General features: G+C 60.3%; 24 protein-coding genes and 1 tRNA gene. 2 read left to right on the top strand and 23 right to left on the bottom strand.

Annotation, left to right across the window (positions count from 1 at the left end; all coding sequences use genetic code 11):
- Positions 1-122 precede the first annotated feature (122 nt).
- The 5 genes from CFBP5499_RS05150 to CFBP5499_RS05130 all read right to left on the bottom strand — a co-directional run bounded on the left by CFBP5499_RS05150 (position 123) and on the right by CFBP5499_RS05130 (position 6,063).
- Positions 123-1,028: an ABC transporter permease gene (locus tag CFBP5499_RS05150; RefSeq protein ID WP_080825321.1), complete on the bottom strand. Its 906-nt coding sequence runs from the start codon at positions 1,026-1,028 to the stop codon at positions 123-125.
- Positions 1,018-1,962, bottom strand: coding sequence for an ABC transporter permease (locus tag CFBP5499_RS05145; protein ID WP_080825322.1), 945 nt, complete (start codon positions 1,960-1,962; stop codon positions 1,018-1,020). The genes CFBP5499_RS05150 and CFBP5499_RS05145 overlap by 11 nt, the downstream gene beginning before the upstream one ends.
- A 73-nt stretch (positions 1,963-2,035) precedes the next feature.
- Entirely contained in the window at positions 2,036-2,524 is a 489-nt protein-coding gene (gene cueR / locus CFBP5499_RS05140; RefSeq protein ID WP_080825323.1) for a Cu(I)-responsive transcriptional regulator, read from the bottom strand.
- Positions 2,525-2,535: 11 nt separating this feature from the next.
- Entirely contained in the window at positions 2,536-3,546 is a 1,011-nt protein-coding gene (locus tag CFBP5499_RS05135) for a 2Fe-2S iron-sulfur cluster-binding protein (protein WP_175416626.1), read from the bottom strand.
- Between the two features lie 12 nt (positions 3,547-3,558).
- Positions 3,559-6,063, bottom strand: coding sequence for a heavy metal translocating P-type ATPase (locus tag CFBP5499_RS05130; RefSeq protein WP_175416625.1), 2,505 nt, complete (start codon positions 6,061-6,063; stop codon positions 3,559-3,561).
- Between the two features lie 252 nt (positions 6,064-6,315).
- On the opposite strand from CFBP5499_RS05130, the gene CFBP5499_RS05125 reads away from it, so the two are divergent.
- Entirely contained in the window at positions 6,316-6,846 is a 531-nt protein-coding gene (locus tag CFBP5499_RS05125) for a DUF4142 domain-containing protein (protein WP_080825324.1), read from the top strand.
- 106 nt (positions 6,847-6,952) lie between these two features.
- On the opposite strand, the gene CFBP5499_RS05120 is transcribed toward CFBP5499_RS05125, so the two are convergent.
- The 8 genes from CFBP5499_RS05120 to CFBP5499_RS05085 form a co-directional block, all read right to left on the bottom strand.
- Positions 6,953-7,038: transfer RNA gene (locus CFBP5499_RS05120), tRNA-Leu, on the bottom strand.
- A 132-nt stretch (positions 7,039-7,170) separates the two neighbouring features.
- Complete coding sequence (locus tag CFBP5499_RS05115; RefSeq protein ID WP_080825325.1) at positions 7,171-7,896, bottom strand: thermonuclease family protein; 726 nt, start codon at positions 7,894-7,896, stop codon at positions 7,171-7,173.
- An 84-nt stretch (positions 7,897-7,980) separates the two neighbouring features.
- Complete coding sequence (locus tag CFBP5499_RS05110; RefSeq protein WP_080825326.1) at positions 7,981-8,514, bottom strand: MerR family transcriptional regulator; 534 nt, start codon at positions 8,512-8,514, stop codon at positions 7,981-7,983.
- A gap of 274 nt (positions 8,515-8,788) precedes the next feature.
- Positions 8,789-9,127 (bottom strand): integration host factor subunit alpha, encoded by a 339-nt coding sequence (locus CFBP5499_RS05105; protein ID WP_003502236.1) that lies wholly within the window; start codon positions 9,125-9,127, stop codon positions 8,789-8,791.
- A 243-nt stretch (positions 9,128-9,370) separates the two neighbouring features.
- A complete protein-coding gene (locus tag CFBP5499_RS05100; RefSeq protein WP_080825327.1) occupies positions 9,371-10,342 on the bottom strand; it encodes a beta-ketoacyl-ACP synthase III in 972 nt (323 codons plus the stop codon).
- Positions 10,343-10,346: 4 nt separating this feature from the next.
- Entirely contained in the window at positions 10,347-11,408 is a 1,062-nt protein-coding gene (plsX, locus tag CFBP5499_RS05095) for a phosphate acyltransferase PlsX (RefSeq protein WP_006312806.1), read from the bottom strand.
- 100 nt (positions 11,409-11,508) lie between these two features.
- Positions 11,509-12,072, bottom strand: coding sequence for a YceD family protein (locus CFBP5499_RS05090; protein ID WP_080827378.1), 564 nt, complete (start codon positions 12,070-12,072; stop codon positions 11,509-11,511).
- 8 nt (positions 12,073-12,080) lie between these two features.
- Entirely contained in the window at positions 12,081-12,620 is a 540-nt protein-coding gene (locus CFBP5499_RS05085; protein ID WP_080825328.1) for a ubiquinol-cytochrome C chaperone family protein, read from the bottom strand.
- A gap of 270 nt (positions 12,621-12,890) precedes the next feature.
- Between CFBP5499_RS05085 and CFBP5499_RS05080 the strand changes: the two genes are divergently transcribed.
- Entirely contained in the window at positions 12,891-13,421 is a 531-nt protein-coding gene (locus CFBP5499_RS05080; protein ID WP_080825329.1) for an outer membrane protein assembly factor BamE, read from the top strand.
- A gap of 75 nt (positions 13,422-13,496) precedes the next feature.
- Here CFBP5499_RS05080 and CFBP5499_RS05075 read toward each other — a convergent pair whose 3' ends face one another.
- The 10 genes from CFBP5499_RS05075 to glyA form a co-directional block, all read right to left on the bottom strand.
- Positions 13,497-15,635 carry a sodium-translocating pyrophosphatase gene (locus tag CFBP5499_RS05075; RefSeq protein WP_080825330.1) on the bottom strand — a complete coding sequence of 713 codons (2,139 nt, stop codon included), beginning with the start codon at positions 15,633-15,635 and terminating at the stop codon, positions 13,497-13,499.
- 219 nt (positions 15,636-15,854) lie between these two features.
- Positions 15,855-17,078 carry an MFS transporter gene (locus CFBP5499_RS05070; RefSeq protein ID WP_080825331.1) on the bottom strand — a complete coding sequence of 408 codons (1,224 nt, stop codon included), beginning with the start codon at positions 17,076-17,078 and terminating at the stop codon, positions 15,855-15,857.
- Between the two features lie 22 nt (positions 17,079-17,100).
- Positions 17,101-17,598: a transcription antitermination factor NusB gene (gene nusB, locus CFBP5499_RS05065; protein ID WP_010971444.1), complete on the bottom strand. Its 498-nt coding sequence runs from the start codon at positions 17,596-17,598 to the stop codon at positions 17,101-17,103.
- Between the two features lie 4 nt (positions 17,599-17,602).
- Positions 17,603-18,049, bottom strand: coding sequence for a 6,7-dimethyl-8-ribityllumazine synthase (locus CFBP5499_RS05060; protein ID WP_006312824.1), 447 nt, complete (start codon positions 18,047-18,049; stop codon positions 17,603-17,605).
- Between the two features lie 175 nt (positions 18,050-18,224).
- Positions 18,225-18,857, bottom strand: a complete 633-nt coding sequence (locus CFBP5499_RS05055) for a LysE family translocator (protein ID WP_080825332.1) — start codon at positions 18,855-18,857, stop codon at positions 18,225-18,227.
- Between the two features lie 53 nt (positions 18,858-18,910).
- Positions 18,911-19,501, bottom strand: coding sequence for an NAD(P)H-dependent oxidoreductase (locus tag CFBP5499_RS05050; protein ID WP_080825333.1), 591 nt, complete (start codon positions 19,499-19,501; stop codon positions 18,911-18,913).
- A gap of 1 nt (position 19,502) precedes the next feature.
- The gene (locus CFBP5499_RS05045) at positions 19,503-20,138 is read right to left on the bottom strand and encodes a riboflavin synthase (protein WP_080825334.1); all 636 of its coding nucleotides are present in this window, start codon (positions 20,136-20,138) and stop codon (positions 19,503-19,505) included.
- Entirely contained in the window at positions 20,138-21,382 is a 1,245-nt protein-coding gene (gene ribD / locus CFBP5499_RS05040; protein WP_137066248.1) for a bifunctional diaminohydroxyphosphoribosylaminopyrimidine deaminase/5-amino-6-(5-phosphoribosylamino)uracil reductase RibD, read from the bottom strand. Before ribD ends, CFBP5499_RS05045 begins: the two co-directional genes overlap by 1 nt.
- Before the next feature lie 2 nt (positions 21,383-21,384).
- The gene (nrdR, locus tag CFBP5499_RS05035; protein ID WP_006312828.1) at positions 21,385-21,864 is read right to left on the bottom strand and encodes a transcriptional regulator NrdR; all 480 of its coding nucleotides are present in this window, start codon (positions 21,862-21,864) and stop codon (positions 21,385-21,387) included.
- Positions 21,865-21,876: 12 nt separating this feature from the next.
- Positions 21,877-23,166 carry a serine hydroxymethyltransferase gene (gene glyA, locus CFBP5499_RS05030; RefSeq protein ID WP_080825335.1) on the bottom strand — a complete coding sequence of 430 codons (1,290 nt, stop codon included), beginning with the start codon at positions 23,164-23,166 and terminating at the stop codon, positions 21,877-21,879.
- Positions 23,167-23,170: the final 4 nt, after the last annotated feature.

Here is a 23,170-nt window from a genome sequence, read left to right as displayed (position 1 = left end):
TTATTGAATCGGAGGCATTTGCGTATTTTCATGCGGCTTCAGACGATATTACTCTCCTTCCGGCTCTGCGGCCTCATCTATGTTTGACAATAGTCAAATCTGTCTTTGCCCGTTTGCAGGCATCAATGACTGTTCGTTTTCTTCGTTTCCAGATTGAGGCCATGGCCGATCCAGGTCACGCTGAGTGCCGCCAGGAAGATTGCCAGACCCGGTGCGATCACGAGAACCGGCATGCGCTCGGCATAGGCCTGCGCATCGGACAGCATCAGCGCCCAGTCGGCGGCCGGCGGCTGCACACCGAGCCCCAGGAATGACAAACCGCCCACCGTGATCAGCTTGTGGCCAAAGCGCAGGAACGCCACGGCCGCAATCGGCCAGATCGTGTTGGGAATGATATGCCGGAAGATGATGAAGCGCCGCGTGCAGCCCAGTACCTCGGCGGCGCGGATATACTCGCGGGAATTGATCGACAGCGTCAGCCCCCGCGCCAGCCGCGCAAAAGGTGTCCAGCCGACGATGGTCAGCGACGCGATCAAGGTTCCGTATCCGGGGCCGAAGATGGCGACGAGGAAAATCGCGATGACCACATCGGGTATGGCGATAAGCAGGTCGACAACGCGCATCAGCACTTCATCGAGGATACCGCGGCTGCGGCCGCTGATGATGCCGATGAAGGTTCCGATGCCGACCGACAGAATGACGGTGATGGCGGCGATCGTGACCGTGAAACGGCCGCCGATCAGGAGCCGGCTCAGGACATCGCGACCGAGATGATCCGTTCCGAGCCAATAGGCGGCGCTCGGCGCATTCAGCCGGAGGCGAAGGTTCTGCTGTGCCGGATTATAGGGCGAAATCCACGGCGCGATCACCAAAAGCAGGATGATGACAAGAAAAATCGCAGATCCCGCATAGAAGGTCCAGTGCCGCCGGCGGATGAAATCCGTGAACCGGGAGAATGTCGAGGGACGCGTGGGCAGGGTCATCGGCATGGCGGCGGCAGGCGCGCTCGGGAAATGACTAATGGTCATGGTGACCTCGCATTGCTGGATTGATCAGAACATAGAAGCTGTCGGCCAGGGTATTGACCAGGATGGAGAGCGCCACGATGCAGATGAAACCACCCTGCAGCATCGGGATGTCACGATTGATCACGGCGTCATAGAGAAGCCGGCCCATACCGGGAATGGCGAAGATCACTTCCACTACCACCGATCCGCCAAGCAGGCCCGCAAGCCACAGGGCAAAGAAGGTGACCACCGGCAGCGAGCCGTTGCGGATGCCGTGGCGCATGACCGTACCATGCATGCCGAGGCCGCGGCTGCGTGCCGCCGTAATATAGGGCGCGCGCAACACCTCGGCCATGGCGGCGCGCGTGACCTGGGTGAAATAGGCGAGTGGCCGCAGTGTCAGGGTCAGCGCAGGAAGCACCAGCGAACGCCAGCTGTCCCATCCGGCCGAGGGCAACCAGCCGAGATAAAGCGCAAAGACCAGCGCCGACATGGGCGCAAACCAATATTCCGGTGTCGCGACGAAGGTCTGGATCATCAGCGTCGCGAAATTGTCGAGCCGTCCGCCTGGACGCATGGCCGCCAGCGTGCCGAGTGGCAGCGCCACGGCGACCGCGACGGCCAATGCCGTCAGCGCCAGGGTCACCGATACGCCGAGAGAGCGCAAAAGCTCGTTGGCGACGGGCTGACTGCTGGTGAAGGAAAAACCGAGATCACCGCGCAGTGCATTCCACAGCCATGTGAAATATTGCACGTAAAGCGGCCGGTCGAGCCCGAGACTGGTCCTCAACGCCTCCACCGCATGCGGATCGAGCGCGGTATCGCGCATGCGCGAGAACAGGATCGTGCGTGCCGGATCCCCACCCGTCATATAGGGCAAGAGAAACGCGATGACGGAAACGATGGCCAGCATCAGGCACAGAATAAAGAAGCGCTGTATTATCTGTATCCACATGGCCTGCTCTCCTTCATCATGATTGGCAATTCGCACTGCATTCGATGCCAGCTCCCAAAAGGGGACCGGCGGCTTATTTCACGGAGCGTTGTAGCTCCATCGCCGGACCTGATGTCCCCTTCAGCATGCCGGTGCGTTTGGGCACGACGGCAACCGCTGAAAAATCGAGGTCTTCCGCATGGGCGAGGTCCTGAATGATCGGGCACTCCGGCTCACCATTGTCAGGGCAATAGGTCGCGAGGTTTCGGAGCGTATCGGCCATCTCCCGCAGCGTATCCATCTTCGCTTCCAGGTCGATGACATGTTCCATGACGATGCGTTTGACATCGCAGGAGGCGCCGCCCGGATCGCGCCAGAGCGTCATGAGCTGCCTGATCTTTTCGATGGAAAAACCGAGATCGCGTCCGCGCCGGATGAAGCGCAGCGTTTCCAGATCATTGGCCGTATAGACCCTGTAGCCCGAATCCGTGCGGTTTGCCGATTTGATCAGGCCGATCATCTCGTAATGCCTGATCATTTTTGCAGAAACGCCGGAGGCGGTGGCGGCTGTGCCAATGTTCATCGATCCTGCTCCTATCTTTCCGGGGTGAAAAATACATCAGCATGAATGTCGGCCGTACGCATGCCGCGCGCCAGGAGCTGCGGCACCGTTGCCTCGATCATGGCCGGCGGGCCGGCAATATAGGCTTTCCAGCCATCGAGATCCTCGAAATCATCCGCCACAGCCGCACCCACATAACCGCGACGGATATTCGCATGGTCTTCATTCGAGAGAACCGGGACGAAGCTCAGATTACCGTGCCGGGTCGTGAGGTCTTCGAAACGGTCGAGCATATAAAGATCGCGCTCGGCGCGGGCGCCGAAATAGACGTGTACCGGACGTTCCCGGCCAGTTGCGAGCGCCGCTTCGACCACGGCCTTCACGGGGGCAAGCCCCGAACCGCCTGCAATACCGAGGATCGGTCCGCAATGTTTTTCCCGCAGGAAGGAAGAGCCGAAAGGCCCCACGATCGTGACGGGATCACCCGCTCTGGCGAGCGAAAAGATGCGGCCGCTCGTCATGCCACCGGGAACATGCCGGATGTGAAATTCAATCAGTTCCTCGTCCACCCTGCTCGCGATCGAATAATCGCGCGGTGAACAGTCCGGATAAAGCAGGCGCACATATTGCCCGGGTTTGAAGGTGAACTGCTCGCGATCCTCAAGCCTGACGCGGATGAGCTTGATGTCATGGGTTGCATCCACCGCTTCCTCAACCACACCCTCGAAACGGCCGGTCGGGATATCGGCAAACTCATCCTCGCCGTCGAGCCAGCTGATTGTCACATCGCTCGAGGGTACGGCGCGGCAGGCGAGCGTCAGGCCTTCAGCCTTTTCCTCTTCGGTCAATGAGAATGGCGTGTGCTTGAGAAGATCGATCTCACCGGAGACGAGATGCGATTTGCAGGCGCCACAGCGGCCCATGCGACAGCCATGCGGATAGGCAATGCCGGCGGCGAGTGCGGCCTGAAGCACGGTCTCACCGTCAGCCGCCATGATGCTGCGGCCGATCTGCGGCAGATAGATTGTGTTGCCAGGCGTCACCACATCCGCCTCCTATTCTGCCGCTGCGAGCTGCAGGTCGGACGATCTGTCCACCAGCGGTGCACGGAAGCTTTTCAGACGCAGCGCATTCGTCAATACGAAGACACTGGAAAGCGCCATGGCTCCGGCAGCAAGAACAGGCGACAGCAGAACGCCGTTGACAGGATACAATATGCCGGCCGCCACGGGAACAAGCGCAGCATTGTAAGCGAAGGCCCAGAAGAGATTCTGGCCGATATTGCGGATCGTCGCCTTGGAAAGAGCAATCGCGTTGGCAACACCGCGCAGATCGCCGGACATCAGCACCACATCGGCACTTTCAATCGCGACATCCGTGCCCGTGCCGATGGCAAGCCCGACATCGGCGGCTGCGAGCGCCGGCGCATCATTGATGCCGTCCCCGACAAAGGCGACCCGTCGCCCGCCGGCGGCAAGCTTCTTGACCGCCTCCACCTTACCATCGGGCAACACTTCCGCCACCACCTCATCAATGCCGAGGCGACGGGCAATGGCTTCCGCCGTGCGACGATTATCACCCGTGATCATCGTGACCTTGAGGCCCAGCGCATGCAGCGCCGCAATCGCCTCCGGTGTCGTCTGCTTGATGGGATCGGCAACGGCGATGATCGCGGCCAGCCTGCCATCGACGGCGGCATAAAGCGGCGACTGCCCTTCCCTGCCCATCCGCTCGGCATCATCGGCGAAGGCCTCGACATCATAACCGAGTTTCACCATGAACCGGTCAGCACCCGCCTCTACCCGGCGGCCATCGACCAGCGCCGCGACACCGAAGCCGGGGGTCGCCTCGAAAGCTTCAGCCTCGGCAAGCGTCAGGCCACCCTGTTTTGCAGCCTCGACGATCGCCTCGGCAATCGGATGCTCCGACCGGTTCTCGAGCGAGGCAACGAGGCGCAGCACCTCATCCGCATCGAAACCCTCCGTCGTGTTGAAATGCACCAGCTTCGGTTTGCCAAGTGTCAGCGTGCCGGTCTTGTCGACCGCGATGACATCGGCGTCGCGCAGCGTCTGGAGCGCATCGCCGCGCCGGAACAGGACGCCCATTTCAGCGGCGCGACCGGTGCCGACCATGATAGACGTTGGCGTGGCAAGGCCCATGGCGCAGGGACAGGCGATGATAAGAACCGCAACCGCGTTGACGAGCGCGAAGGTCAAGGCCGGATCGGGCCCAAAGACGAACCAGACGGCGAAGGTGACAACGGCCGCCAGCATCACGGCCGGCACGAACCAGTTGGTTACCTTGTCCACCAGCGCCTGAATGGGCAGCTTGTCGGCCTGCGCCTCTTCCACCATGCGGATGATCTGCGCGATCAGCGTATCGCTGCCGACCTTGGTGGCGCGGAAGGTGAAGGAGCCATTGCGGTTCACCGTGCCGCCGACGACCTCAGCACCCTCAGTCTTTGTAACCGGGACCGGCTCGCCCGTGATCATCGATTCATCGACATAGGAAGAGCCGCTGAGAACCAAGCCATCGACCGGCACTTTCTCGCCGGGGCGAACGACGATCACATCACCCGTTCGCACGTCCTGCAACGGTACATCGATGGTTTCACCATCGCGCAGCACGCGGGCCGACTTGGCCTGCAGGCCGACCAGCCGCTTTATCGCCTCGCTGGTGCGGCCTTTGGCCCGCGCTTCAAGGAAACGGCCGAGCAGGATCAGCGTGACGATGACTGCTGCGGCCTCATAATAGACATTGGCCGTTCCGCGCGGCAGGATTTCGGGCAGGAAGGTCGCGACCACCGAAAATCCCCAGGCGGCGGCAGTGCCCAGCACCACAAGCGAATTCATATCCGGCGCGAGCCGCAGAAGCGCGGGTATGCCCTTTTTGAAGAAGCGCAGGCCGGGCCCGAACAGGACCAGCGTGGTCAGCACGAATTGCAGATACCAGCTTTCCTGCATACCGACCGTTTCCATGACGAAATCATGGATGGCGGGCACCAGATGCGAACCCATTTCCAGCACGAAGACCGGCAATGTCAGGACAACGGCCGCGGCGAGACTGATTTTCAGGCTACGCATTTCCGCTGCACGTCTGTCCTGCTCCGCATCACCGGCTTTGTCGGCGACGATCTCCTTCGCCTGGTAACCCGCCCGTTTAATCGCTTCCGCCAGGGTGGCGGCAGAGGCGGCATTGCCCGCCACGCGAATGGTGGCGCGCTCGGTCGCGAGATTGACACTCGCATCGGAAACACCGGAAACAGCCTTCAGCGCCTTTTCGACGCGCCCGACGCAGGAAGCGCAGGTCATGCCTTCAATATCGAGTTCGACGGTTTTTTCTTCGACGCCATAACCCGCATGCCGGACCGCGGCAATCACGGCGGACACGTCGGGCGGCCCGGAAAAGGAGATGTCGGCGCGTTCCGTCGCGAGATTGACCGAGGCCTTCAAAACGCCGGGAACCTTGGCAATCGCCTTCTCCACACGACCCACACAGGAAGCGCAGGTCATGCCGTCGATCGCAATCTGATGACTCGCCCGAATCTCCATTTGTGACATGCGTATGACCCCTCTTTTCTTTATATTGAAAAAGATAGGGCTTCCCATCGTGGCAAGGTCAATAGGTTCTTTTTGATAACTTTCGTTGGCCAATGGCGCCGGGCTACAAGGATGGCTCCCTGCTGCGCAATTGCCAAAAATAGAAGCAATCCAAAGGGAAAACGGCTTCGACGAAAGGTTTCTTCGATCCCTGTCAGGAACAATCTTTCTCAACCTTGGTTGGAGTGCCTCTAACCATCAGGAGGAAGATTGATGAAGAAGACCGTTCTCTCGCTCGCGCTCGCACTGGTTGCCAGCACCGCTATGGCGCAGTCCGCAACGGAATCCACGGGTGTGAATTCAGCACTCGGCGTGGCGCCCAAAACCGAGGACTTCATCCTGCAGGTCTCCGCAAGCGACCTCTTTGAAATCGAATCGAGCAAGCTTGCGCTGACCAAGGGCGACGACGCCACAAAGGCATTCGCCCAGCAGATGATTACCGAACACGAAAAAACCAGTGCGGAACTAAAAGCGCGGCTGTCCGGCGGCAAGGTGACCGGAGCGCCAACAACCACCCTTACCGACGACCACAAGGAAGAAATCGACGGCCTCGCGAAACTTGACGGCGCGGAATTCAGCGAAGAATACGTCGATGACCAGGTCGATGCGCATGAGGATGCGGTCGATCTTTTCAAGCGATACGCTGAAGGAGGCGATAATGCCGAGCTGAAGGCATGGGCCGCAAAAACCCTGCCGGCGCTGCAACATCACCTGGAAATGGCCCAGGGTCTCGATAAAAAGTGACGCTTGCTGTCCGGCCAGCATCGAAGCGCGGGTCTGTGAGGCACTCGCGCGCTGCCCGGTTGGTGAGCGACAGCATTCTATTCGAGATGGTAGAAAGGGTGGATGATGGTGCGGACGGCGGGACTTGAACCCGCAAGACCAATGGTCGGCAGATTTTAAGTCTGCTGCGTCTACCGATTTCGCCACGTCCGCATTGCCGCACCTTGCGCCGTTACGGCCAAGGCACTGCAAAAAGCCGTCATCCCCAGGGTCCGACCCAACGGCCGATCCCAAACGCGACGGAGCCTCATCTACACAGGCGGGGCCGTTTCGGTCAACGGGGCCTCAGCCACACCAGGACTGATTTTTTGCCGAGACTGGATGTGCTAGCCCCTCCCGCACGAGCTGATCGGCAAAAGACACGCCCGAACGCGAAAGCCGTTTGCGTTCCGTGGTTTGTCCGCCCGCATCGCCGGTGGACGCCACATCGAAGGCGCCGGCATTCAACATGTCGCGAAGCCTGACCTTTGCAATGAAACCGCGCTGGCGCTCTTCCATGCAGCGCGCCCGGTCGATCTGCGGGACCTCGATGCCGGCGAGCTGCATCTTCGTGCCCTTCATCCAGAACGTATTGCCGTCGGCCACGCAATTATTGAGGCCGGAGCGACCGCAGAAGGCAAAGGCCCCGCTTTTTTCGCCGAGCGAGATTTTTTCGACCGAGGGCCGCGTTTCCGGCAGGATAGCGGCAACCGGGCTTGGCTGCGCGGCGGATGGCATGGCGATCGAACGCGGCGGCACCGGGCCGCTACCCGGCAGACCGGGCGATGTGGGGCGAATGGATGCCACTTTCTCCGTTGTGACGGTATCGCGTCTGGCGGTCGTCGCGACTTTCGGGGAATTTGTGGCTGGGGATGTCACCTTCGCATGCCGCTGCGGCATAAGGCTGTCGCGATGTTCGTAAGCCTGAATGCCGCCGGCAACGACGCCCAGCATCAGCACCCAGGGCCAAATGCTGCCGCCGCTCGATTTCTTCGCCGTGCGGCGTCGTGTTGTCGATTTTCGGTTGCTCACGATCGGGCTCCTTTCAACGGAGCCGCATTATCGGCCAAAGGAGTTTCCGAAAGGTTGGCATTCGAAAACAGCTGTGGAAAACCCTCAGCGAACCTGATCGAGCAGGCGCTTGCATTCGAGCAGATCGAACAGGGCTTCCTGCAACAGTGCCTGATCATCCTTGCCGATGCTCGATTTGCCGACCGATATTTCGGCATCGCTGTTGCCGCCGCCGAAGCCGAAAAAACGGCCGCTCGGCTTGGCCTTCGGACGGCCGACGACCTCGTCCCCGTCTGGATCCACGACGCGCGGTTCGGCAACTTCCTTTTCACCGCTCGCCGCCATGATGGCTTCCATGGTTGCCAGATCGCCGGAGGCGATTGCCGCCACGAAACGGTTGCCATTGGCCTTCAGAAGCTTCTGCACACCCTTGATGGTGTAGCCATGGTCATAAAGAAGGTGACGGATGCCCTTCAGAAGATCGATATCGTCAGGGCGGTAATAACGGCGGCCCCCGCCCCGTTTCATCGGCTTGATCTGCGGAAAGCGTGTTTCCCAGAAACGCAGCACATGCTGCGGCAGGTTCAGCTCATCCGCCACTTCACTGATCGTCCGAAACGCGTCGGGGCTTTTGTCCAAATTTCCACTCCCATCCGAACCGAAGCGCCATGCATCCGGCCGGACACTGAACGAGAACGCTTTTACACTCACCGCTCAAATGCCACGCGAAAGTCCGTCAGACCCTCGCGCCGGCGCCTTGCGGTGAGATACAAATCACTAAAATTGATTATGATGTGAGTCGACCGGATTTCAACGGCTTGCACGTTGAAATTCAAGTATGTTCACAGGAAGAATGGGTAGAAAGGCTTGCGATACGGCAAAAAGCGCGTGTCGCGGCGGCTTCCGGTCGGGCTTATGCCCCGGCCTTCTGGCCCTTCTGCTTGGCCTTGCGGGCCGTGTGCGCCTTGAGAATCCGCTGTTTCAGCACATTCGAGGCCTTGAAGGTCATGACACGGCGCGGCGAAATCGGAACTTCCTCACCCGTCTTCGGGTTGCGGCCGATACGCTCGTTCTTTTCGCGGATCTGGAAAGTGGCGAAGGACGAAAGCTTGACGACCTCGCCGCGGGTGATCGCGTTGCAAATCTCGTCGATGATCGTCTCGACCAGTTCGGCGGATTCGGTGCGGGACAGCCCGACTTTACGAAACACAGATTCTGCAAGATCTGCGCGTGTCACTGTCTTCCCGGCCATTTTTCCCCACAAACCGTGTCTGAATTTTTCTCTAGGAGCCGCCGAGATTATTTCCCTTGTGGCGACCGGTCAAGGGATTGTTCCAGATTCATTTTAGGCTTTCGGCAATCAGTGCAAGGGCTTAGAGCAGCCGGTACGGTTTTGCCACAGGCTGGTGCCGCTCGGGCGCGTCTGACCGTGGCGTGAGCGCGAAAAACACAACCGATTTCGCGCCTGCACCGTGTCAAACACGGGAATGCGCCACTACCAGCGCAGCAGCACTGCACCCCAGGTGAAACCGCCGCCCATGGCCTCCAGCATCACCAGATCGCCCTTTTTGATGCGTCCGTCGCCGGCCGCAACGGCAAGCGCCAGCGGAATGGATGCGGCCGAGGTATTGCCGTGCTTATCGACGGTGATGACGACTTTTTCCGGATCGATGTTGAGCTTCTTCGCCGATCCGTCGATGATACGCTTGTTGGCCTGATGGGGAACGAGCCAGTCGAGATCGTCGGACGTCGTGCCAGTCGCCTCAAACGCCTGCTCGATGACGTCGGTGATCATGCCGACGGCGTGCTTGAACACTTCCCGGCCTTCCATGCGCAGATGGCCGACCGTGCCTGTCGTGGACGGTCCGCCGTCGACATAAAGCTTTTCCTTGTGCGAGCCGTCGGAACGCAGCTGCGCGGTCAGGATGCCGCGATCGGCAGACGTCCCCTCGCCTTCGCCGGCTTCCAGAACCAGCGCACCGGCGCCATCGCCGAAGAGAACGCAGGTGGTGCGGTCCTTCCAGTCGAGAATGCGCGAGAAGGTCTCGGCACCGATCACCAGAACGCGCTTGGCCATGCCGCCGCGAATATAGAGATCGGCGGTCGATACGGCATAAACGAAGCCGGAGCAGACAGCCTGCATGTCGAAGGCGAAACCATGGGTCATGCCCAGACGGTTCTGGATGTTCACTGCGGTTGCCGGAAAGGTGTTATCCGGGGTCGAGGTGGCCAGAATGATGAGATCGATATCGTCGGGTGTGAGACCCGCATTGTCGAGCGCTGCGCGCGCCGCCGCCTCGCCGAGAGACGCGGTGGTTTCACCTTCGCCGGCGATGTAGCGCTGACGGATGCCGGTGCGCTGCACGATCCATTCGTCGGAGGTCTCGACAACCCCTTCGATTTCGCTGTTGGTCATGACACGCTTCGGAAGCGCTGCCCCGAAACCACGAACTATAGAGCGGATCATTCCCTTATTCCTCGTCAGCCACGAGAGCTTCGGGCGCCGGGGGCGGAAGCCGTCTTGCGTGGTAAATTTTCAGATCGTTTTCTATTTTGGCCGTCAGGCCGTTATGCACCATGTCGTAGCCGACATCGACGGCGGAGGCAAAACCGATGGCATCCGTGCCGCCATGGCTCTTGATGACAATGCCGTTCAGGCCGAGAAACACGCCGCCATTGACCTTGCGCGGGTCCATCTTTTCCCTGAGCACATCGAAGGCGCTCTTGGCCAGGATATAACCGATCTTGGCAAAGAAGCTGCGGGAGATCGCCTCACGCAGAAGCGTGGTGATCTGGCGGGCCGTGCCTTCAGCCGCCTTCAGCGCGATGTTGCCGGTGAAACCTTCCGTCACCACGACGTCCACCGTGCCCTTGCCTATATCGTCGCCTTCGACGAAACCGCGATAATCGATGGTGCCGAGGTCGGCCTCGCGGATCAGCCGTCCGGCCTCACGCACCTCTTCCTGACCCTTCACCTCCTCGACGCCGACATTGAGCAGGCCGACGGTGGGACGGTCGATATCGAAAAGTGCACGCGCCATCGCGCCGCCCATCAGGGCGAAATCGAGCAATTGCTGGGAATCAGCGCCAATCGTCGCGCCAACGTCGAGCACGATGCTTTCGCCTTTGAGCGTCGGCCAGATGCCGGCAATCGCCGGGCGTTCCACCCGCGCCATGGTGCGCAAACAGAATTTGGCCATGGCCATCAGCGCCCCGGTATTGCCGGCGGAAACCGCAACATCCGCCTCGCCGAGCTTCACCGCCTCGATGGCGCGCCACATGCTGGAAACGTAGCGGCCACGGCGCAGCGCCTGGCTCGGCTTCTCGTCCATGCTGACCGAGACTTCACAATCGTGAAAAACCGACTTTTCCCGAAGGGCGGGATATTGTGCCAGAATGGGGTCGCATTTGCTCTTCTGCCCGTAGAGCAGAAAAGTTACATCGTTGTGCCGTTCAAGCGCCTTGGCGGCACCGGGTATGGCAACATCTGGGCCGAAATCGCCACCCATGACGTCAATTGCAATTCTGATCACTCGTCCCTTATCCTTTTTGCCGCCACTCAAGCGGATTTCGCGCGAAAATACCTTTTCCGGCTTCTGATACAATATATTTATTTCAGCCCGTCCGGGCCATTCAGTCTTTTTTCCAGTCTTTCAACACGGCGAAAGGCGACGGACGCTTTTCTTCCTCGGGTTCGTTGACGGTCGTATCGGTAAATTCAATGTCCGCCTTGCGCGGATAGGGATCGATCGCAAGGGCCGCGAATTCCGCAACCACGGCGCCAACATCGATGCTATCGCCGGTGAACTGGTCGGGAATGTCGGGACCATCAGAGTCGATCACGATCTCGCCTTCCTCATTCGTCACCATCCGAGCCAGCTTCGATCCTTCCGGCACGAAAATATGCTCCACGGTCTCGTCGATCTTGCTCATGACCGGCTCAAGCGTCACGACGCAAGCCTGGGTCACCGTCGCATGCACCTCGCCCTTGATCTTGATGCCATCCTTCTTCCAGCGGGTGACCTGCAGCTCCGCCTTCAGATATTCGACGGAGACCACATCCCAGAATTTCGCCAGCGCCTTCAGTTCCTCGGCACTGGCTTCGAGACCAATCCTGACCGGATTGGCGGAAATATGACCTACCTTTACGGGATAGGAAAAAGGCAGGTCGTCATTTGCGGGGTGTCGCGCGTTCATCGTGAACCTCATTGTCCAGGCAAGGGCAGCGTCAGGCTTCCGGTTGCAATCGTCTCTTCGGACTGGGCGGCAAGGGCTTGCGATGCTTCCATCATCCAGCCCGCCAGCCCATCCATCTCGGGGGCCTTGTCGTCTACCTGCGGATATATATTGCGCCGGAGCGCTGCGGCAAGAGCGGCGCGGTCGGATGCATCCAGCGCCGCCGCATAGGATTCGAGCCGTCCATAGAACATGCCAGCGAATTTCTTCATGCGTTTCGGCACACCCTGGTCGCCTATCCCCAATTCGCGGATGGAGTGATCGATGTCCTGGAAAAAGGCATCGACGATCTCCTGGGCGATCTCCTGCCCGCTGACGCCCGATGATTTGGTGCGGCGAAAATAGAGAATCATGATGACCGAGAGCATCTCGAAACGGCCCATGACGGTATCGGGCACACCAAGATCGAGATAAAATCCGGGCGTGCGCGCGGCCGCCGTCAAGGTCGCATATTGCCGATCGACTATGGCGCGGTTGTTGTTTTTCTGTCTGAACAGCCCGAATATCATCGTTTTTTTCCGAAGGGGACGGGTGAATGCGCTTACCGCCCATCGCACTTGTTGCATGATCGTCAAAGCTGGTTTACCGAAGCATCCACGAATTGCAATGCTGTCACGGTCACGTTCGTCTTTGGGCTGAAACAGTCGAAGAGAACCGGAGGAGTTCCAAAAGGCCGGGAAAGCATTGAATTTGGGGGGTGATCGGGATTTTCCGTCCCCGGATTGACACAATCATGTGCACAGACACTGTGCACCAAGCAATGCCGGAAGGTGCCATTCATGATCGCAGTCGGGGAAAAGCAGTTGAGCAAGCAGAAATCCGCAAGTCACGGCAAAATTCTGAGCAAAACCGCCATCGCAATCGTGCTCGCATCCGGCCTGCTTTCCGCCTGCACCAGCACGACAGATGTATTCCACAACGGCTACGTCATGGACGACCAATCGCTGCAGCTGATCCCGGAAGGTTCCAGCCGCGAGCAGGTTCTCCTGACCATGGGCACGCCCTCCACCACGGCGACCTTCGGCAACGAGGTATTCTATTACATCTCGCAGAAGCGCGTGCGCCGCGTGGCCTTCATGAAGCCGTCGCTGGTGGAGCAGAACATTCTCGCGATCTATTTCAACAAGGACGGCGTGATCGAGCGCAAGGCCAATTACGCGCTGCAGGACGGCAAGGTCTTCGATACGATTTCGCGCACCACGCCGACCGGCGGCAAGGATCTCACCTTCCTGCAGCAGTTGCTCTCTGGCGGCACCTCGGGCTCCAACATAGCCAAGAGCATTCTCGGCCAGGGCGGCAACACCCCCTGATCGCGGCAGGAACGGAAAATTCAAAGGCCCGGGGATCGCTCCCCGGGCCTTTTCATTTGTCGGAAACAGTAGCCTTTAGTGGGCAAGAACCGCCAGCAGCAGCAGCGCCACGATATTGGTGATCTTGATGGCCGGGTTGACGGCTGGACCTGCGGTATCCTTGTAGGGATCACCAACCGTGTCGCCCGTCACCGACGCCTTGTGCGCCTCGGAACCCTTGACGTGGCGCACGCCGTCCTTGTCGACGAAGCCGTCTTCGAAGCTCTTCTTGGCATTGTCCCATGCGCCACCGCCAGACGTCATGGAAATTGCCACGAACAGCCCGTTGATGATGACACCCAGCAAGGATGCACCCAGCGCGGCAAAGGCTGATGCCTTGGAGCCCGAGATCAACAGCACCCCGAAATAAACCACGAGAGGCGCCAGAACCGGCAGAAGCGACGGGATGACCATTTCCCTGATCGCAGCCTTGGTCAGCAGGTCCACGGCCTTGCCGTAATCAGGTTTCTCCGTACCGGCCATGATGCCGGGTTTTTCGCGGAACTGGCGGCGGACTTCCTCGACGATGGCGCTTGCCGCCTTGCCCACGGCCGTCATGGCGATGCCGCCGAAGAGATAGGGGATGAGACCGCCGAACAGCAGGCCGGCAACCACGTAAGGATTGGCGAGGCTGAAGGAGATTTCTCCGACGTCCTTGAAGTAAGGATAGGTATCGCCATTAGCCGCGAAATAGGACAGGTCGTTGGCATAGGCCGCAAACAATACCAGCGCGCCGAGACCGGCCGAACCGATGGCGTAACCCTTGGTCACCGCCTTGGTGGTGTTGCCGACGGCATCCAGCGCGTCGGTCGCCTTGCGCACATCCGGATCAAGACCGGCCATTTCGGCAATGCCGCCGGCATTGTCCGTGACCGGACCGAAGGCGTCGAGTGCCACGATCATGCCCGCCAGTCCGAGCATGGCGGTAACGGCGATACCTGTGCCGAACAGGCCGCCGAGCTGGTAGGTTGCGATGATGCCGCCGACGATGACGATGGCCGGCAGCGCCGTTGATTCCAGCGAGACCGCGAGGCCCTGGATGACGTTGGTGCCATGGCCGGTAACCGATGCCTGGGCGATGGAGTTGACCGGCCGCTTGTTGGTGCCGGTATAATATTCGGTGATGACGACGATCAGCGCCGTTACGACGAGGCCGACCAATCCGCAGAAGAAGAGGTTGGTGCCGGTGATCTCCATGCCGGCCACCGTGCCGATCGTTCCCCAGCCGACCGTGGCATAGGTTGCCACCGCTAGGCCGACGACGGAGAAGATGCCGGTGGCGATGAGCCCCTTGTAGAGTGCGCCCATGATGGAGTTGTTGGTGCCGAGCTTCACGAAGAACGTGCCGGCAATCGAGGTCAGGATGCAGGCGCCGCAGATCGCCAGCGGATAGACCATGGCGCTTTCCAGTATCGGCGTTCCGGCAAAGAAGATCGCGGCGAGAACCATGGTCGCGACAACAGAGACGGCATAGGTCTCGAACAGGTCCGCCGCCATACCGGCGCAGTCACCGACGTTATCGCCGACATTGTCGGCGATGGTTGCCGGGTTGCGCGGGTCGTCCTCGGGAATGCCGGCCTCGACCTTGCCGACGAGATCGCCGCCGACATCGGCGCCCTTGGTAAAGATGCCGCCGCCGAGACGGGCGAAGATGGAGATCAGCGAGGCGCCGAAGCCGAGCGACACCAGCGCATCGATCACCTCACGCGAGCCGGCCGGATGGCCCATCACTGCTGTCAGGATGTAATAATAGATGGAGACGCCGAGCAGCGCGAGACCCGCCACCAGCATGCCGGTGATGGCGCCCGACTTGAAGGCGATATCGAGACCGGCGGAAAGGCTGTGCGAGGCGGCCTGCGCGGTGCGCAGATTGGCGCGCACGGAAACATGCATGCCGACGAAACCGGCGACACCAGACAGAACCGCGCCGATGATGAAGCCGATGGCCGCCATGGAGGACAAGAGATACCAGGCCAGAATGGCGACGATCAGTCCGACGACGGCGATGGTGAGATATTGACGGGTGAGATAAGCCTGTGCGCCTTCACGGATATAACCTGCTATTTCACGCATACGCTCGTTGCCCTGATCGGCATCGAGAACACTCTTGGTCGCCCATACCGCGTAAACCACGGACAGGACACCGCATAAAATTACTATGGGTATTACGGTCATGCGCACTTACCTCCCAAAAGGCCGGGTCTCACTCCCTCCCCGGCGTGGCGAACCATGTGCAAGGACCGGGCGATGAAACGCACTCCAGGTCCTGTCGTGGCCATTTATTCCCCTCCCAAGGAAAAACGACCTGCGCGGCAAGATTGCGTTGGCGAAAGGTGCGGCGTCAAGCCCACAAATTTGCCTGAAACATGAAAGGGGTAGAGAACGAGCGCGACCTTACGCAGCGTTCGTGCGCGACCTCAGCAGGAGCGACAGGACGAGCACGAGGCAAAGGCCCGCAACCGGCCAGATGACAAGGTTCATCACCGACCAGCCCCAGGCCGTAAACACCTTGCCGGAGGAGAAGGACGACAACGCCACCGTGCCGAACAGCACGATATCGTGGAATCCCTGCACCTTGTCCGCCTCATGCGGGCGGTAGCTTGATGTGATGATGGCGGTTGCGCCGATGAAACCGAAATTCCAGCCAAGGCCGAGCAGAACGAGTGCTGCCCAGAAATTCCACAGTTCTATGCCCATATGGGCGACGACGGCGCAGGCCATCAGCACGATGAGGCCAGCCGCCACGATTTTTTCCGCGCCGAATCGGGAAATCAGCATGCCGGTGAAGAAGCTCGGCGCGAACATGGCGAGAACGTGCCACTGGATGCCGAGCGTGGCGAGTTCGGTCGGGAAACCGCAGCCGACCACCATGGCAAGCGGCGCACCGGTCATCATGAAGGTCATCAAGGCGTAAGAACCGATGCCGCAGATCATGCCGGTGACGAAACGCTGGGTACGGACGATTTCCGACAGGGGTCTCACCGCCTCCGTATGGATGGACGCGGCCTTCGGGTCGGGTAATTTCAGGAACGCCAGAATGGCGATCGAAACGAGACCGAGCGGCACCAGCGCGATGAATGCGCCGGCAAAAGTGACCGGCGCAAGCAGATCCTTGCCGAGAATCGCCAGTTGCGGCCCGACAATGGCGGAGATGATGCCGCCCGCCAGAATCCACGAGATTGCCTTAGGCTTGTAAAAGGACGGCGATGCGTCGGCCGCCGCAAAGCGGATTTTCTGCGTGAAGCCGCCAGAAATGCCGATCAGCAGCAGTCCGACGGCAAACAGCCAGAAATCCGAGCGGAAGAGCGCGACTGCGGCGATGCCGCCGCCGATGGAGCACATCAGCGCGCCGACCATGAAGCCGGCCTTGCGGCCGAGGAAACGGGATGCAGCCGCAACGCAGATGGCACCAAACGCCACGCCGATGTTGAAGCCGGTGAGCGGCGCAGTTGCCAGCGACTTGTCGGCGCCGAGCAACTGATAACCCGCGAGCGCGCCGACCGAAAAGCTCAAAGGCGCGGCCGATCCCATGATCGCCTGCGCCATGGTCAGAAGGAAGACGTTGCGCTTCGCCTCGTCCAGTTGAACCTCTAGTCCGGGGACGGAAACCGCGCTCATCTCTTCCTCACCTGTTTTTATTTCAGCGTTTTGCCTCGCCGCGCACCTGCTTGGCGATGCGGTCCAGAACCGCGTTCACCAGCTTGGGCTCGTCATGTTCGAAGAAAGCGCGGGCGATTTCGACATATTCCGTGACGATGACGGCAACCGGCACGTCCTTACGCTCCAGAATCTCGAAGGTGCCGGCACGCAGGATGGCGCGCACGGTGGCATCGAGACGCGAAAGCGGCCAGTCTTCCAGAAGGGCTGAGCGCACGAGCGGATCGATTTTCGTCTGATCGCGCACGACGCCCGAGACGATCGAACGGAACCACGAAGGATCGGCCTTCAGGTAGGTGTCGCCATCGACTTCCTGGCCCAGACGGTGCGCCTCATATTCGGCAACGACTTCCATCACGCCGGTTCCACCGACATCCATCTGGTAAAGCGCCTGCACGGCCGCAAGACGGGCCGCGCCGCGCTGGTTTGCGGGCTTTACCGAAGGCTGGCGCGGTTCGCCGCCGTTTTCAACATCCGACATGCGTTCAGCCACCCAGTTTCTTTTTCAGCTCGATCATCGTGAGCGCCGCACGGGCAGCGAAACCGCCCTTGTCCTTGTCGGAGCGGCGCACGCGCGCCCAGGCCTGCTCGTCATTTTCGACGGTGAGGATGCCGTTGCCGATCGGCAGCGATTCGCTGACGGCGAGATCCATCAGGGCGCGGGAGGATTCGTTGGAGACGATATCGAAGTGATAGGTCTCGCCACGAATGACCATGCCGAGTGCGACGAAGCCGTCATATTCCGTGCCGTCATTGTCCGCTCCATCGAGCGCCATGGCGATGGCGGCAGGGATTTCCAGCGCGCCGGGAACGGTGATGACGTCATAGGTGGCGCCAGCTTCCTCGAGCGCGAACTTCGCGCCCTCGAGAAGGGCATCCGCCATATCGTCATAAAAACGTGCTTCCACGATAAGAAGATGGGGTTTGGACATGTGAGGGTTCCTGGGGATTTTCCCGAAAAGCTTTACGCCGGATCATACCGGTATTTGCGGCGGTCAAACCACGGCTGGCCGTTCTTGGCAAGTATTTTCATGCATTGCCCGCGCAGCATGACCCGTTTGCACAGCATCCTGCAAGGCTTGATATGCATGCGGTGCGGCTGAAAAATCAGCTTTTCTGGAAGGCCAGATGGACCCCAAGTCCCATGAGCACCGTTCCGGCGGCGCGGCGGGCCAGAGCCTGCACGGTGCTGGATCGTTTCAGACGCCCAACCATGGCGCCCGCCAGAAGCACGCCGACCAGATCGGCAGACGAGAAGATGAGATTGACGGCGATGCCGAGGATCAGGAACTGCAGCCAGACAGGAAAGGCGGCGGTGGGATCAACGAATTGCGGCAGGAAGGCAAGAAAAAACAGCGCGGTCTTCGGGTTGAGCACATCAACGATGATGCTGTCGATGAACGCGCGACGTGCCGATTTCGGTTCGATGGTCAGATTGACCGCCTCCCCTTCCATCTTGCTGCGCACCATCGAGAAACCGAGCCAGACCAGATAAAGCGCGCCACACAGCTTCACCGCGAGGTAAAGCCACGGCACCGCCTGAAACAGCACCGAAAGGCCCGCCGCCGCCGCGAAGATATGGAAATAGCAGCCGACATGGATGCCGAGCACCGCCATCAACCCGGCAAACCGGCCACGCGCCATGGTTTGCGCGGCCGCATAAAGCATGGCCGGGCCGGGAATATAGGCAAACAGGGCAGTGGTGATGAAAAAGGCTGTCAGCAGTTCAAAAGACGGCATGATGGTTTCCCTACCTCATTTGGCCGAAAGTAGACTGCAAATGGCTTTCCTGCTCACAAGCGACCGACCAGCATCTCGACTCGTGCCAGATGCGCCCGTCGTTTCTCCTCGTTCGACCGGTCCATATCGTAGAGATTAACCAGCTTGAAATCGAGACCTCTCGCGCAAAATGCAGCGATGCCCCGCTCAAGCAGCCTTCTCACGGGGTTACCCATATATAGATGCACGATCCACCATGGAGAGCCAGTCGTGGTAAAGGCCCACAACACGCGAATATTTTTAAGCTTTGGACGGAGTCGACCACCAGCCGGATCGTTGTCGAAGGCTACGCCGGGAACAAAAACCCTATCGACATACCCTTTAAGGATCGCTGGAAAATTGAACCACCACTGAGGGAAAACCAGCACAAGCCCATCCGCCTGCTGGAGACGGTAGACGAAGGGCTCGGCCTCCGAAACATCGTAGTCCGGCTGAAAATAACCGGCGCGCTCGGCAGATGTCAGCCGGGGATCGAAATTCTCTCGGTAGAGATCCAGGAAATCGACCGTGTGCCCGTTCGCGAGGAGTTTGCGCCGTATTGTCTCCGCAACGCCCGCGGCGAAGCTTTCCTCCAGTGGATGAGCGAGGACCACCAGAATCCGCATTTCAGGCAATGGGCTCCTGCCGGGTTGACGCCGAAGGAAACTCCGCTAGCCTGGCGGCATAACGCGCCATCGTATCGACTTCGAAATTGACGAAATCACCCGGCTGTCGTTCACCCCAGGTGGTCACGGCAAGCGTGTGACGGATCAGCAGCACGTCGAAATCGGTGCCTTCGACGGCATTGACGGTGAGCGACGTACCGTCGAGCGCCACGGAGCCCTTGGGGGCAACGAATTTCGCCAGATGCGCAGGCGCGCGCAGGCGAATACGCACCGCCTCACCTTCCGATTCGACCGACAGGATTTCCGCCCTGCCATCGACATGGCCGGAGACGATGTGGCCACCGAGTTCGTCGCCGATCTTGAGCGCCCGCTCCAGATTGACGTGGGTGCCTTGTTTCCAGCCTGCAATGGTCGTGAGGCGCAGCGCCTCTTCCCACGCCTCGACCTCGTACCAGCGTTCATTGCTGCCGTCATCAGGCAGCTTCGTCACCGTCAGGCACACGCCGCCATGGGAGATCGATGCGCCCATATCGATGGTCTTCGGATCGTAATTGGTCGCCACGCGCAGGCGGACACCCTCCGGCAGCGCTTCCAGCTCGGACACGGTTCCGACATCGGTGACAATTCCGGTAAACATCAAATCGGCCTTTCATAATCGAAGCAGCGATCCGGCCCATAGGCGGTTTCGCTGACCAGAGCATAATCGCCCGTGATATCGGCATGACGAAGCGGCGTTTCAATGCCGGCCTCACCGATCACGACAGGGCTTTCGAACAGCATGATACGGTCCACCAGCCCGGCTTCAAGGAATGATTTTGCGGCAAAGGCGCCGCCTTCGACCAGAAGTTCCGACATGCCGCTATCGGCGAGGATGTGGAGGAGGTTTTCGAGCGATGGCGCTTCTAGGATTTGCACGCCGGCGTTGCTCAGGAGTTGGCGGCGGTGGTCGGGGTTACCCCCCTCTGCCCGGCCGGGCATCTCCCCCTCAAGGGGGGAGATCGGCAAAGGGCTAGCCTCGCGCTTAAATCTCGCCTTCGATTCACCCTCTCTGCCCGTCGATGCAGGGCTAGATGGCGCTCCATCGATCTCCCCCCTTGCGGGGGAGATGCCCGGCAGGGCAGAGGGGGGTAAAGCGGCAACCACCACCGGAATTTCACGCGCACTCCGCACCAGCTTCGACGTCAGCGGCAATTCAAACTGCCGGTCCAGCACGATGCGCACCGGCGAGCGCTGCTCCATGCCGGCGATCCGCACCGTCAGTTCCGGGTCATCCGCTATCGCAGTGCGAATACCGACGAGAATACAATCGCAACGCGCCCGCAGTTCATGGACCGCATGCCGCGACTCAGGACCGGTAATCGCCACCTGCCCCTCGCCTTCCCGGCCGATCATGCCATCGGCAGAAACGGCAAGCTTCAGAATCACATGCGGGCGTTTTTTCACCTGGCGTGTGAGGTAACCGGCAAGCGCCCGCTTCCCCTCGGCACGCAGCAGTCCGGTTTCCACCACAATGCCGGCATCCCGTAAAATCGTATAGCCGCGGCCCGAAACGCGCTCATCCGGATCATCCACCGCCACCACCACACGGGCGACGCCGTATTCCACCAGGGCATTGGCGCATGGCGGGGTTTTGCCCCAGTGCGAGCATGGTTCGAGCGTCACATAGGCGGTAGCACCACGGGCCGCCTCGCCGGCGATTTCCAGCGCCTGCCGTTCAGCATGGGGCCGGCCGCCGATGGCGGTCACGGCTTCGGCGATGATTTTCCCGTCTTTGACGAGCACGCAGCCAACGGAGGGATTGGTCAGCGTCTGGCCCTGATGGCGAAGCGAAACCTCGATTGCCCTTGCCATGAATTTTTCGTCATCGGCACGGCTCGTCACGTCTACACTCCGGCGTCCGTATCGCGGGCGATTTTGGCGTTGATTTCGGCAATCACGTTCTCGAAATCCTCGGCATGGCTGAAATCACGATAGACCGAGGCGTAGCGCACAAAAGCCACGTCATCGAGGCTTTTCAGCGCCTCCAGAACCTGCAGGCCGATTTCTTCCGAGGGGATTTCCGTCTCGCCGGAGCTTTCCAGGCGGCGGGCAATGCCGGAGACGGCACGCTCGATCCGGTCGCGGTCAACCGGGCGCTTGCGCAGCGCGATCTCGAAGGATCGCACCAGCTTTTCCCGATCGAAAGGCAACTTGCGGCCGCTTTTCTTGATGACCATCAGCTCGCGCAGTTGCACGCGCTCATAGGTCGTGAAGCGGCCGCCGCAATCCGGGCAGATGCGCCGCCGACGGATGGAGGTGTTGTCCTCCGCCGGACGCGAGTCCTTGACCTGTGTGTCTTCGGAACCGCAAAAGGGGCAGCGCATCGTCTTCTTTCCTTACATGTAAGGGTACATCGGGAAACGGTCGGTCAGGCTGACAACCTTTTCACGCACCGCAGCCTCGACCGAGGCATTGCCCTCGTCCGAATTGGCAACCTTCAGGCCGTCGAGAACCTCGACGATCAGCTTGCCGATTTCGCGGAATTCCGCTTCCTTGAAACCGCGCGTCGTGCCGGCCGGCGTGCCGAGACGGACGCCAGAGGTGACGAAAGGCTTTTCCGGGTCGAAAGGAATGCCGTTTTTGTTGCAGGTCACGTAAGCGCGGCCGAGGGCTGCTTCCGCACGCTTGCCGGTAGCGTTCTTCTTGCGGAGATCGACCAGCATCAGGTGGTTGTCGGTGCCGCCGGAGACGACATCGAGGCCGCCTTCGATCAGGGTTTCGGCCAGTGCCTTGGCGTTCTTGACGACCTGAGCGGCATAGTCCTTGAATTCCGGCTGTAATGCTTCACCGAAGGCAACCGCCTTGGCGGCGATGACATGCATCAGCGGGCCGCCCTGCAGGCCGGGGAATACTGCCGAGTTGAACTTCTTGGCCAGATCCTCGTCATTGGTGAGGATCATGCCGCCACGCGGGCCGCGCAGCGACTTGTGCGTGGTGGTGGTGGCAACGTGGCAATGCGGGAACGGCGACGGATGCTGGCCACCGGCGACGAGACCGGCGATGTGGGCCATGTCGACCATGAGGTAAGCGCCGACTTCATCGGCGATCTCGCGGAAACGCTTCCAGTCCCAGACGCGCGAATAGGCCGTGCCGCCGGCGAGGATCAGCTTCGGCCGGGTTTCCTTGGCCTTGCGCTCCACTTCGTCCATGTCGAGCAGGTTGTCGCCTTCGCGCACGCCGTAGGACACGACATTGAACCACTTGCCGGACATGTTGACCGGCGACCCGTGCGTCAGATGGCCTCCCGAGTTCAGGTCGAGCCCCATGAAGGTATCACCCGGCTGCAACAGCGCGAGGAACACGGCCTGGTTCATCTGCGAACCGGAGTTCGGCTGGACGTTGGCGAAGTTGACGCCGAACAGCTTCTTGGCGCGTTCGATGGCAAGCTCTTCAGCGATGTCGACGAACTGGCAGCCGCCGTAATAACGCTTGCCCGGATAACCTTCGGCATATTTGTTGGTCATGATCGAACCCTGCGCTTCAAGCACGGCGCGGGAAACGATGTTTTCCGAGGCGATCAGTTCGATCTCGTGGCGCTGGCGACCCAGTTCCTTCTCGATCGCGCCGAAAATATCCGGATCGACTTCGGCAAGCGGACGGGAGAAGAAAGCATCTGTGTTCGACATGGTG

Origin of the sequence: Agrobacterium tumefaciens (genome assembly GCF_005221325.1) — a bacterium.
In the GTDB taxonomy this organism is placed as follows: Bacteria; Pseudomonadota; Alphaproteobacteria; order Rhizobiales; family Rhizobiaceae; genus Agrobacterium.
Note: the sequence above shows the minus strand (reverse complement) of the source record. Positions and strands in the feature narration are given on the sequence as shown.

What these genes read in the sequence shown, in the direction of transcription:
- CFBP5499_RS05150 (WP_080825321.1), bottom strand. Translation starts at nt 1,028, where the DNA reads ATGACCATTAGTCATTTCCCGAGCGCGCCTGCCGCCGCCATGCCGATG.
- CFBP5499_RS05145 (WP_080825322.1), bottom strand. Translation starts at nt 1,962, where the DNA reads ATGTGGATACAGATAATACAGCGCTTCTTTATTCTGTGCCTGATGCTG.
- cueR (WP_080825323.1), bottom strand. Translation starts at nt 2,524, where the DNA reads ATGAACATTGGCACAGCCGCCACCGCCTCCGGCGTTTCTGCAAAAATG.
- CFBP5499_RS05130 (WP_175416625.1), bottom strand. Translation starts at nt 6,063, where the DNA reads ATGTCACAAATGGAGATTCGGGCGAGTCATCAGATTGCGATCGACGGC.
- CFBP5499_RS05125 (WP_080825324.1), top strand. Translation starts at nt 6,316, where the DNA reads ATGAAGAAGACCGTTCTCTCGCTCGCGCTCGCACTGGTTGCCAGCACC.
- CFBP5499_RS05105 (WP_003502236.1), bottom strand. Translation starts at nt 9,127, where the DNA reads ATGGCCGGGAAGACAGTGACACGCGCAGATCTTGCAGAATCTGTGTTT.
- CFBP5499_RS05100 (WP_080825327.1), bottom strand. Translation starts at nt 10,342, where the DNA reads ATGATCCGCTCTATAGTTCGTGGTTTCGGGGCAGCGCTTCCGAAGCGT.
- CFBP5499_RS05090 (WP_080827378.1), bottom strand. Translation starts at nt 12,072, where the DNA reads ATGAACGCGCGACACCCCGCAAATGACGACCTGCCTTTTTCCTATCCC.
- CFBP5499_RS05085 (WP_080825328.1), bottom strand. Translation starts at nt 12,620, where the DNA reads ATGATATTCGGGCTGTTCAGACAGAAAAACAACAACCGCGCCATAGTC.
- CFBP5499_RS05080 (WP_080825329.1), top strand. Translation starts at nt 12,891, where the DNA reads ATGATCGCAGTCGGGGAAAAGCAGTTGAGCAAGCAGAAATCCGCAAGT.
- CFBP5499_RS05075 (WP_080825330.1), bottom strand. Translation starts at nt 15,635, where the DNA reads ATGACCGTAATACCCATAGTAATTTTATGCGGTGTCCTGTCCGTGGTT.
- CFBP5499_RS05070 (WP_080825331.1), bottom strand. Translation starts at nt 17,078, where the DNA reads ATGAGCGCGGTTTCCGTCCCCGGACTAGAGGTTCAACTGGACGAGGCG.
- nusB (WP_010971444.1), bottom strand. Translation starts at nt 17,598, where the DNA reads ATGTCGGATGTTGAAAACGGCGGCGAACCGCGCCAGCCTTCGGTAAAG.
- CFBP5499_RS05060 (WP_006312824.1), bottom strand. Translation starts at nt 18,049, where the DNA reads ATGTCCAAACCCCATCTTCTTATCGTGGAAGCACGTTTTTATGACGAT.
- CFBP5499_RS05055 (WP_080825332.1), bottom strand. Translation starts at nt 18,857, where the DNA reads ATGCCGTCTTTTGAACTGCTGACAGCCTTTTTCATCACCACTGCCCTG.
- CFBP5499_RS05050 (WP_080825333.1), bottom strand. Translation starts at nt 19,501, where the DNA reads ATGCGGATTCTGGTGGTCCTCGCTCATCCACTGGAGGAAAGCTTCGCC.
- CFBP5499_RS05045 (WP_080825334.1), bottom strand. Translation starts at nt 20,138, where the DNA reads ATGTTTACCGGAATTGTCACCGATGTCGGAACCGTGTCCGAGCTGGAA.
- nrdR (WP_006312828.1), bottom strand. Translation starts at nt 21,864, where the DNA reads ATGCGCTGCCCCTTTTGCGGTTCCGAAGACACACAGGTCAAGGACTCG.
- glyA (WP_080825335.1), bottom strand. Translation starts at nt 23,166, where the DNA reads ATGTCGAACACAGATGCTTTCTTCTCCCGTCCGCTTGCCGAAGTCGAT.